The sequence below is a fragment of the Pseudomonas sp. NPDC089996 genome (assembly GCF_044748405.1).
In the GTDB taxonomy this organism is placed as follows: domain Bacteria; phylum Pseudomonadota; class Gammaproteobacteria; order Pseudomonadales; family Pseudomonadaceae; genus Aquipseudomonas.
Window position 1 is genome coordinate 35247 of record NZ_JBIVGA010000025.1, and the last position, 9021, is coordinate 44267.

At 62.0% G+C, this 9021-nt stretch carries 10 protein-coding genes; 3 read left to right on the top strand and 7 right to left on the bottom strand.

What is annotated here, in order from left to right:
• Positions 1 to 111: 111 nt before the first annotated feature.
• Positions 112 to 1062 (bottom strand): DMT family transporter, encoded by a 951-nt coding sequence (locus ACIPW4_RS26435; RefSeq protein ID WP_400663409.1) that lies wholly within the window; start codon positions 1060 to 1062, stop codon positions 112 to 114.
• A gap of 83 nt (positions 1063 to 1145) precedes the next feature.
• On the opposite strand from ACIPW4_RS26435, the gene ACIPW4_RS26440 reads away from it, so the two are divergent.
• On the top strand, positions 1146 to 1709 hold the full coding sequence (locus ACIPW4_RS26440) for a helix-turn-helix domain-containing protein (RefSeq protein WP_400663411.1): 564 nt from the start codon (positions 1146 to 1148) through the stop codon (positions 1707 to 1709).
• Between the two features lie 12 nt (positions 1710 to 1721).
• Here the strand turns inward: ACIPW4_RS26440 and ACIPW4_RS26445 are convergent, their stop codons facing one another.
• Positions 1722 to 2270 (bottom strand): cysteine hydrolase family protein, encoded by a 549-nt coding sequence (locus ACIPW4_RS26445; protein ID WP_400663413.1) that lies wholly within the window; start codon positions 2268 to 2270, stop codon positions 1722 to 1724.
• 66 nt (positions 2271 to 2336) lie between these two features.
• Positions 2337 to 2789, bottom strand: a complete 453-nt coding sequence (gene soxR / locus ACIPW4_RS26450; RefSeq protein ID WP_400663416.1) for a redox-sensitive transcriptional activator SoxR — start codon at positions 2787 to 2789, stop codon at positions 2337 to 2339.
• Between the two features lie 86 nt (positions 2790 to 2875).
• Between soxR and ACIPW4_RS26455 the strand changes: the two genes are divergently transcribed.
• Positions 2876 to 3256 (top strand): antibiotic biosynthesis monooxygenase, encoded by a 381-nt coding sequence (locus tag ACIPW4_RS26455; protein ID WP_400663419.1) that lies wholly within the window; start codon positions 2876 to 2878, stop codon positions 3254 to 3256.
• On the opposite strand, the gene ACIPW4_RS26460 is transcribed toward ACIPW4_RS26455, so the two are convergent.
• Positions 3235 to 4005, bottom strand: a complete 771-nt coding sequence (locus ACIPW4_RS26460) for an alpha/beta hydrolase family protein (RefSeq protein ID WP_400663421.1) — start codon at positions 4003 to 4005, stop codon at positions 3235 to 3237. The two genes, ACIPW4_RS26455 and ACIPW4_RS26460, sit on opposite strands and share 22 nt — an antisense overlap.
• Positions 3989 to 5101 carry a DUF3182 family protein gene (locus ACIPW4_RS26465; RefSeq protein WP_400663424.1) on the bottom strand — a complete coding sequence of 371 codons (1113 nt, stop codon included), beginning with the start codon at positions 5099 to 5101 and terminating at the stop codon, positions 3989 to 3991. The genes ACIPW4_RS26460 and ACIPW4_RS26465 overlap by 17 nt, the downstream gene beginning before the upstream one ends.
• Positions 5102 to 5327: 226 nt before the next feature.
• Between ACIPW4_RS26465 and ACIPW4_RS26470 the strand changes: the two genes are divergently transcribed.
• Positions 5328 to 7136, top strand: coding sequence for an aminopeptidase P family protein (locus ACIPW4_RS26470; protein ID WP_400663426.1), 1809 nt, complete (start codon positions 5328 to 5330; stop codon positions 7134 to 7136).
• Between the two features lie 56 nt (positions 7137 to 7192).
• On the opposite strand, the gene ACIPW4_RS26475 is transcribed toward ACIPW4_RS26470, so the two are convergent.
• Together ACIPW4_RS26475 and rhtA are read right to left on the bottom strand one after the other, a co-directional pair.
• Complete coding sequence (locus tag ACIPW4_RS26475; RefSeq protein WP_343598514.1) at positions 7193 to 7474, bottom strand: hypothetical protein; 282 nt, start codon at positions 7472 to 7474, stop codon at positions 7193 to 7195.
• Positions 7475 to 7664: 190 nt separating this feature from the next.
• The gene (gene rhtA, locus ACIPW4_RS26480) at positions 7665 to 8552 is read right to left on the bottom strand and encodes a threonine/homoserine exporter RhtA (RefSeq protein ID WP_400663430.1); all 888 of its coding nucleotides are present in this window, start codon (positions 8550 to 8552) and stop codon (positions 7665 to 7667) included.
• Positions 8553 to 9021: the final 469 nt, after the last annotated feature.

Here is a 9021-nt window from a genome sequence, read left to right on the forward strand (position 1 = left end):
GCCGGGCCGTATATCACCAACACGCAAGCTGTCGCAGAATCCTACAAAAGCGCTGTGACAAGCCGTTTTTTTATAACAGTTTTTTACAGAGCATAGACGTTGACGGGCGCTTTACCTGCCGGCTTCATGTTCGTGTGAGGTTGGCGCTTCCAGGGCTTCGCGGGTTTCGCCGTTGCGACGCACCTTCAGCTCGCTGACCACCACGGCAATGACGATCAGCAGGCCGCCGATCAGCGCGATGCCGGGCAGGCGCTCGCCAGCGATACGCCCGACGATACCCGCCCATACCGGTTCACCTGCGTAGATCAGCGTGGCGCGGGTCGGCGAGACCGACTTCTGTGCCCAGTTCATCGCCACCTGGATCACCGCGCTCATGGCGCCCAGGCCCAGTGCACTGAGCAACAGCAACCAGGAAAAATCGGGAAGACGTTCCTGGGTCGGGACGATCATCAGGAAAGCCAGCAGCGAAGCGGTCGCCAGCTGCACCACAGTGACCCGGCGCACATCGACCTGACCGGCAAAGCGGCTGATCAGGATGATCTCGGCGGCGATGGCCACGGCGCTCACCAGGGTGACCACTTCACCTTCGCTGAAGTGCAATGCGCCACCTTCGGGCCCGGCCAGCAGCATCAGGCCGACGAACGCCAGGCAGATTCCGATGCTGGGCATCAGTCCGGGACGGCGCCCCAGCACCAGCCATTGCAGCAGCGGCACGAAGGGGACGTAGAGTGCGGTGATGAACGCCGACTGGCTGCTGCTGATGGTTTGCAGGCCCATGGTCTGCAGGCCATAGCCGAGCATGATGGACACCCCGATCAGCACGCCGGCCTTCAGCTCGGTGAAGGTCAGGCCGGACAATGCACGCGCCGAGGCCAGGCCGACGAATAACGCCGCAGCGGCGAAGCGCAGGCCGACGAAGAACATCGGGCCGCTCACAGTCATGACGTTGTGCACCAGCAAGAAGGTACCGCCCCACAGCATGGTGATGAACACCAGTACCATTTCCGCCTTGCTCAGGCGAAAAGAGACAGTGGTCGAAGTGTGGAGGGTCGGTTGGCTCATGGTCTTGCGCACTCGGAAGGGGCGGCGCACAATCGCCGCAAAGTGGGCAGTATACTGCGCAATTCCTACAGGTGAGCAATATAGTGCACAAAGAATCAGCGCACCGTGCATCGGTGCTGCAGCATGTCAGCCTCAATGTCCGCGGCCTGCGCAACGCGGCCGGGATGAGCCAGAGCGCCCTGGCCGAGCGCTCGGGCGTCAGCAGGCGGATGCTGGTGGCGATCGAGGCGGGCGAGAAGAATGTCAGCCTGACCACCCTCGACCTGATTGCCGAAGCCCTCGAGGTTGCGTTCAGCACCCTTATCCAGGCACCGGATCAGCGCGACCCCAGCCGCATCGACGAGCTTGCCTGGACCGGCGAGCACCCGCAGAGCAAGGCCGTACTGCTGGCCAGCAGTAGCGCCCGGCGCGAAGTGGAAATCTGGGAGTGGACCCTCGCGCCTGGCGAGTGTTACATCAGCGAAGCCGATGCCGAGGGCTGGAGTGAGCAGATCTACGTGGCCGAAGGCCAGTTGACGCTGATAATCGAAGGCGCCGGGCACTGCCTGCAAGTCGGCCAGTTCCATGTATTCCCCAGCAACTGCCGCTATGCCTACCGCAATGATGGGGCGGTGCCCGTGCGCTTCGTGCGTAATGTGGTGATTTGAACGGCCCCAGGGTCAGCCCTTGAGCAATTCGTCAGTCTTCACCACTTTGGCGTAGGCAAACGCCAGGGCGGCCATGGCCGAATCATGCACATGGGCCGCCGGTACCCGCTGGCCATCGAACTCCAGCGGCAAGGTGGCGCAGGCATCGTGCGCCACGGTGACGTCATAGCCAAAGTCGGCGGCCGCTCGCGAGGCGGCGTCGATGCACATGTGGCTCATGCTGCCAACGATGGTCACGGCCTTGACCTGATGCTGGTCCAGCGTCTGCTTGAGGTCGGTGCCGAGAAACGCGTTGACCTTGTGCTTGAGTACCACGGGTTCGCCTGGCGTTGGCGCTACCTTCGGATGAATGGCCGAACCCTGGGTCCCCGGCGCGAAGAATGGCGCATCGGCGCTTTCGAACTCATGCCGCACGTGAACCACCAGGTCACCTTTCTGGCGTGCCGCGGCCAGCAGGCGCGCGGCGTTGTCGGCCGCCTTGTGGGCGCCGTCGAGTGTCCATTTGCCGCCAGGGAAGTAGTCGTTCTGGATGTCGATGATGATCAGGGCCTGCTTGCTCATGCTGCCTCCTGTGGCAGTGGTCGTTGGATAGCGTCGGTTACAGGGGTACCTTTCGCTTTGTCTTGTTCAGGGTAGATGTGGTCCAGGTCCTGCGTCAGCCAGATGGTCCTGGCGGTTGCGCAGCGGGCATTCCTTGAGCGACATGCAACCACAGCCGATGCAGCCGTCGAGCTGGTCGCGCAGCCTGATCATTTCGTCGATCCTGCGGCTCAGATCCTCACGCCAGCGCGCCGAAAGCTGTTGCCAGTCCTCGGCGGTCGGGGTGTGGTCGTTGGGCAGCGTGGCCAGGGCAGACACGATCTCGGCCAGTGGTATGCCCAGGCGCTGGGCCATCTTGATGACAGCTACGCGGCGCAACATTGCCCGGGGATAGCGTCGCTGGTTGCCAGCGTTGCGGGAGCTCTGGATCAGCCCCTTGGTTTCATAGAAATGCAGCGCGGTCACCGCCACGCCGCTGCGCGCTGCCAGTTGGCCGACGCTGAGCAGTTTTTCCGGGGTGGCAGGGGTTTTGCTCGCCATGCGAAATAGCTCTTGACCTTGAGTTAACTAGAGGTTTTACCCTGCTGACCATTCCGTAGCAAGCGCCCGCAGCAAGGAGACTCGCCATGACGGCCACGCCACATTCCCTGTGGTTCACTCAGATGATCGAATACGAAGTGCCTGCCTCGCGTCAGGCGGCGCTGGCCGAGGCGTTGGTCGCCCGCAGCGAGGAGCTCGCATCGCGTTGCCAAGGCCTGCAAGGGGTGAGCATCCAGGCCAGCGACGATGGCAGCCGGGTGCTGCAGTACCTGCAATGGCAGTCGCGCCAGGCCTGGGCGGCGGCCGCCGATTGCTTTGCCGAGGAGCCGTTCTTCGAGTTGCTCAGCCAGTACCAGGCGCGTGGCGTCAACTTTACCGCTTACCAGGCGCTGCGCAATCTGGTACGCGGTGCCGATGGTGGCCTGCATTGCCAGGTGGGTGACGTTCAGGCATACCAAGGGGCGTAGTGTGGGTAACGGTCCAGGCGCGCGCCCACCACCATCTCACTGATCCACGCAGCGAGGATCGAACTGTAGGCTTTCTGGCTCGCTTCGCTGGATAAGGCATGGTCAGCGCCGTCGACGATACGATGGGTCAGCGAGTGTGCACTGACGAATGCCGAGCGATAGCTCATCAGTGTGGAGTGCGGCACATAGTCGTCCTGTTCGGATTCGACCAGCAGCACGTCGCCGGCGAATTCGGCGCAGGCGGCCAGGGCGCGGTTGTCTGCCGGGCCGAGGGCGCGCTGGCGGTAGGCATTGAGGCGCTGGCGGTCGAGGGCCTGCTTGGGCATGTTCCATTCGTCGTCCCAATACATTGCCGGCACCCGCAATGCCAGCCACTTCACCGGGCGCTGCAAGGTCAGCAGGGTAGCCAGGTAGCCACCATAGCTGCTGCCGATGATGGCGATGGCACTGCTGTCGACCGCCGGGTGGCTGACCAGCCGGTCGTAAGCGGCCAGCAGGTCATTGAGGTTCTGTTCGCGAGTGACGGTCAGGCGCTGGCTTTCGGTCTTCTCGTGGCCGCGCAGGTCGAAGGTCATGCATACGCAGCCCAGCCCGGTGATATGCCGGGCGCGCGCCAGGTCGCGCTGCTGGCTGCCGCCCCAGCCGTGGACGAAGAGAATGCCGGGCATCTTGCTGCCAGGGCTGACCAAGGTTCCGACGATGCTGTCATTTTCGACCTGCAGTTCCACGGTTTCACTCTGAATGCTCATGCTGGCGAATCCGCGCGTATTTGCTGAGTTGTCCGAGTTCACTGTCATTTCCTTGATAGAAGAGGGTGGCGTCAGAGGGCAGGTCAGGGTTGCCGAACACTTCATGGGTTGAGGCGCATACCCGCTGCAGTGCCGGGTCGTCGGCAAACGCCTGCAAGGCCAGAAGCTCTGCGCTGCTGGCGCCGCCCAGACGCCAGGATTGTTCGAGCACGCCACTGCGCAGGTGGCCTTGGGCGGTGGTGCCGCGGGCAATGTCGTAGTTGCGTCGCGATGCAATGAACCCCGGGAAGTGCTGTTCGGCGGCTTGCTCATAGGCCATCGCCTGATTGATTGCCAGGCGCAGGTGATCTTCCATGGGCAGTTGCAGCAGGGCAGGGTAGTCCCCCCGTACCACGACCAGGTCGGAGCCACCGTAGACCTCGGTGCCTTGGTGGTCATGGGTTAGCTGCTGGGTGCCGTGATAGCTGCAGGTCAGGCCGGCGACGCGGACCTGGCCGACGCTGAAGGTCTCGACATTGCCCAGGTCTTCCTCGAGCACCAGGCCCCACAAGGCCAGGTCCCGTTCATCCATGTTGGCCAGCAGTGGCTCCAGTTCATCCGTCTGGGTGATGACTTGCTGGCCACGGCCGGCACAAGCCAGCACCGGCTTGACGCGCAGCGGGCCATCACGCAGTAGCAAGTGGGCGGCGCGCCGGGCATCGTCCTTGCTGAATACGGTGTAACCACACAGCAGGGCGTCACTGGCCTGGCGAGCGAAGGCATCGGTCCAGCCCGGTGGGAATTCGGCATCGGCCGGTAACGGGTGGGAAATGGCCTTGGTGGCCATGTAAGGGTGGCTGACCAGGCCGCCGAACAGATCCTGCTCGTTGCGAATGCCCATGGCGGCATAACGCTCCGGGCCAACGAGGGTTGCGGTAGGCAGGTAATAGTAGTTGCTGTCTTCCCTGGCCGGCACATCGCTGAGCACGGTATTGCAACCCAGCAGTCGGGCGAGGCGCTCAGCCAGTTTCAGGTGCACGGCATGTTCATGCTCCGGGGTGTGCTCGCGGGTGTCGAGCAGTACCACGGCAGTCTTCGGGTCGCAGGCACTGGGCATGGGCTTGTGCCTCTGTGCAATGAATGTACAGGTTGTGAAGCCCGTACCAGCGGTAAGTTCAGCTGGAAGTGACTGATGGTCCCGGCCCAGTTGTAGGAAATGTCTTTTTTGCAGATGACGTCATGGGCATAGCGTGCCGTGAGTCGGTCGCCACGATTGCGGCGCCGTGGTAGCTGTTCCATTATTCTCATCTTGGAATAACCACGAAGTTTCCGCAGGAGTGCGCATGAACGTTCAGACCACCATCGAGCAAAGTGTGCCGGAGCGCCTGGCGCGCGTGCGCGACGTTATGGCCCGCGAAGGGCTCGATGCCCTGCTGGTACCGTCGGCCGACCCGCATCTTTCCGAGTATCTGCCGGGCTATTGGCAGGGGCGTCGGTGGCTGTCAGGGTTCGACGGTTCGGTGGGCACGCTGGTGGTGACGGCAGACTTTGCCGGGGTGTGGGTCGACAGCCGCTACTGGGAACAGGCCGAGAAGGAACTGGCCGATAGCGGCATCGCGTTGATGAAGCTGCTACCTGGCAAGCCGGGCGCCCTGGAGTGGCTGGGGGACAATATTCGAGTGAACGGCGCCGTGGCTGTGGATGGCGCGGTCATGGCGTTGGCGCCGGCGCGTCAGCTCGAAGAACGGCTCAAGGCCCGTCAGGCGCGGCTGGTGACCGACCGTGACATGCTCGCCGAAGTCTGGGAAGGCCGCCCGGCGCTGCCGGGCAACCCGGTCTATCAACACCTGCCGCCTCACGCCACGGTCAGCCGGGCCGCGAAGCTCGACCAGTTGCGGGCCACGCTGCAGGAGAAGGGCGCCGATTGGCATTTTATCGCGACCCTGGACGACATCGCGTGGTTGTTCAACTTGCGCGGCAGCGATGTGTCCTACAACCCGGTGTTCGTTTCTTTTGCCTTGATCGGCAAGGACCAGGCGATCCTGTTTGTCGGAGCAGGAAAGCTCGATGAGCATTTGCGCCAGGTGCTCAAGGCCGACGGCATCGAAGTGCGCGATTACACTGCAGTGAACCAGGCACTGGCGCAGCTGGCGGCAGGTAGCCGGTTGCTGGTCGACCCCGCTCGCGTTACCTGCGGCTTGTTGAAGAACCTCGATGCCCAGGTGCAGTTGATTGAGGGCCTGAACCCGACCACGCTGAGCAAGTCACGCAAAGGCGAAGAGGAGCTGGTGCATGTGCGCCAGGTAATGGAGCAGGATGGCGCGGCCCTGTGCGAATTCTTCGCCTGGTTCGAGGCGCATCAGGGCCACCAGGTCATCACCGAGCTGACGGTCGACGAGCAGTTGAGTGCTGCGCGTGCCCGCCGGCCCGGCTTCGTCTCGCTGAGCTTCTCGACCATTGCCGCGTTCAACGGCAATGGTGCAATGCCGCATTACCGCGCCACCGAAGACTCCCATGCGGTCATCGAAGGTGATGGCCTGCTGTTGATCGACTCTGGAGGGCAGTATCTGGGGGGCACCACCGACATTACGCGGATGGTCCCGGTGGGTACGCCGACCCTGGAGCAGAAGCAGGACTGCACGCGCGTACTCAAGGGCATGATTGCCTTGTCGCGTGCCAGTTTCCCGCGCGGCATCCTGTCGCCGCTGCTCGATGCCATCGCGCGGGCGCCGATCTGGGCAGACCAGGTCGACTACGGCCATGGTACCGGGCATGGCGTCGGCTACTTCATGAACGTACACGAAGGCCCTCAGGTGATTGCCTACCAGGCGGCAACCATGCCGCAGACGGCCATGCAGGAAGGTATGATCAGTTCGATCGAGCCGGGTACCTATCGGCCTGGAGCCTGGGGTGTGCGTATCGAAAATCTGGTTGCCAACCGCGAGTCGGGCAAAAGTGCGTTCGGTGACTTCCTGCGTTTCGAGACCCTGACACTGTGCCCTATCGATACGCGTTGCCTGCTGCCCGAAATGCTGGCCAAGGAAGAGCGGGAGTGGCTGAACCATTACCACGCAACGGTGCGTGAGCGTCTGGCCCCGTTGCTGCAAGGGGCTTCGCTGGATTGGTTGAAGGCGCGTACAGAACCGCTTTGACCGGGCTTCCGGCAAGTCGGTAGATGAAAGAAGGGCAGCTCGCGGGCTGCCCTTTCTTATTTACAGATGACGATCATGCTCCGGCTGGTGTAGCCGGCGGGGTTGATGCCGAACAGGTAGTCCCCCGGTTCCTCGTCAGTGTCCCCTGAGCGCGCGATCACCTTGTAACCGCGGGCGCTGCAGGAAGTGGCCGCCTTGCTGTAGCACTTGTCCCACGACGAAGACAGGCCGGAGCAATTGATATGCAGACCCTTTTTCCCCTTTTTGACCTCAGTCTTGGCTGTTGCGGCGCATCCGGCAATGGCCAAGACGGCCAGGATGAGCAAAATACGTTTCATTCCTGTCCTTAAATGCAGGGCTGATCGGCTGTCTGGCCCTGTCGTTATCGCTGCGGTTCTTCCTGAATCTTCCTCGGCTTCCGTGTTTGCACAAGTAGATAGCGTAAAGATTATGATTTTGTGACAGCTTAATCAGCGAGGCGTATGGGGACAATGATTAATCTCGTCGCAAATGAAAATATTTCTCAAATCAGTCTGCTGCGACTGCCGGGGTTGCCTCGCGGCGCATGGACAGTGTCGCGCCAGCCGAGGCTGCAATGATGGCAAGGATAGCCAGCCATTGGGTGGTGCTCAGCACCTCACCCAGGAAGAGCAGGCCTGACAGTGCGCCAATTGCGGGTTCGATACTCATCAGGGTGCCGAACGTGCGCGCAGGCATGCGCGTCAGGGCGACCATTTCCAGGCTGTAGGGCAGGGCGGTGGAGAGCACGGCGACACCCAGTGCCAATGGGATGACGGCAGGGTTGAGCAATGCACTGCCGGCATGAACGATGCCGATGGGGGCGACGAACAAGGCCGCGACCACCACACCGAGGGCGGCGCTCTGGATACCATGCTCGGCGCCGGCGCGCTGGCCGAACAGAATGTACAGGGCCCAGCACACGCCTGCGCCAAGTGCGTAGGCTGCACCCAGCAGGTCGAGCGGCTGGCCGCCGTGGCCGACCGGCAGCAGTAGCAGCAGGCCGGCGACTGCGAGGGCAATCCACAAGAAGTCCAGTGGACGGCGGGAAGCGAACAGCGCCACGGCCAGCGGGCCGGTGAACTCCAGGGCAACGGCGATGCCCAGCGGTGTGGTTTGCAGTGACATATAGAAGAGGAAGTTCATGCCGCCCAGGGACATGCCGTAGATGACCACGTTACGTAGGGTGTTGGCCGTCATCCGCACGCGCCAGGGGCGCAGGACCAGCAACATGATGATACTGGCGAAGATCAGGCGCAGGGTGGTGGTGCCTTGAGCTCCGATGATCGGGAACATGCTCTTGGCCAATGAGGCGCCGGACTGGATCGAGGCCATGGCGATGAGCAGCAGGCCGATCGGGAAGAGCGTCGCGGCCAGGCTGCGGGGCTGGGTGTTCATTTGTCTGCGGCTATCCTTGGGAGGTGTGCGGGGTGTGCAATATAGTGCGCAATTGCTTGGGCGGGGTGCAAGGGGGCTGGCTGGAGATTGAGTTGGTTTTGAGAGGCGCCTGCCACAACACCTGGTGGCCTTGATATGGTCTTTTTCTGGAATATTTCAAATATGTGAAATTATCGGTTGACGCCCTCTCGAATCCCCTTATAATGCGCCCCACTTCCAGCGACATCGGAACGACAAACTCCTTGAAATTCAATGAGTTAGATTGTTACGAGGTCACTGAAAGGGCTTCGATCGAATGATCGATAGCGGTCGAGATGAAGGTTGACAGCGGTTTTAAACGCTGTATTATTCGCCTCCCGTTACGAGAGATCGCAGCGAGTCAAGTGTTTGAAGCTAAACGAGTTTCTCGCAAAAAACTTCAAAATAAACGCTTGACACACTCTGAGGAAAGCGTAGAATGCGCGCCTCG

What these genes read in the sequence shown, in the direction of transcription:
- soxR (WP_400663416.1), bottom strand. Translation starts at nt 2,789, where the DNA reads ATGGCGAGCAAAACCCCTGCCACCCCGGAAAAACTGCTCAGCGTCGGC.
- rhtA (WP_400663430.1), bottom strand. Translation starts at nt 8,552, where the DNA reads ATGAACACCCAGCCCCGCAGCCTGGCCGCGACGCTCTTCCCGATCGGC.
- ACIPW4_RS26445 (WP_400663413.1), bottom strand. Translation starts at nt 2,270, where the DNA reads ATGAGCAAGCAGGCCCTGATCATCATCGACATCCAGAACGACTACTTC.
- ACIPW4_RS26475 (WP_343598514.1), bottom strand. Translation starts at nt 7,474, where the DNA reads ATGAAACGTATTTTGCTCATCCTGGCCGTCTTGGCCATTGCCGGATGC.
- ACIPW4_RS26465 (WP_400663424.1), bottom strand. Translation starts at nt 5,101, where the DNA reads ATGCCCAGTGCCTGCGACCCGAAGACTGCCGTGGTACTGCTCGACACC.
- ACIPW4_RS26455 (WP_400663419.1), top strand. Translation starts at nt 2,876, where the DNA reads ATGACGGCCACGCCACATTCCCTGTGGTTCACTCAGATGATCGAATAC.
- ACIPW4_RS26435 (WP_400663409.1), bottom strand. Translation starts at nt 1,062, where the DNA reads ATGAGCCAACCGACCCTCCACACTTCGACCACTGTCTCTTTTCGCCTG.
- ACIPW4_RS26460 (WP_400663421.1), bottom strand. Translation starts at nt 4,005, where the DNA reads ATGAGCATTCAGAGTGAAACCGTGGAACTGCAGGTCGAAAATGACAGC.
- ACIPW4_RS26470 (WP_400663426.1), top strand. Translation starts at nt 5,328, where the DNA reads ATGAACGTTCAGACCACCATCGAGCAAAGTGTGCCGGAGCGCCTGGCG.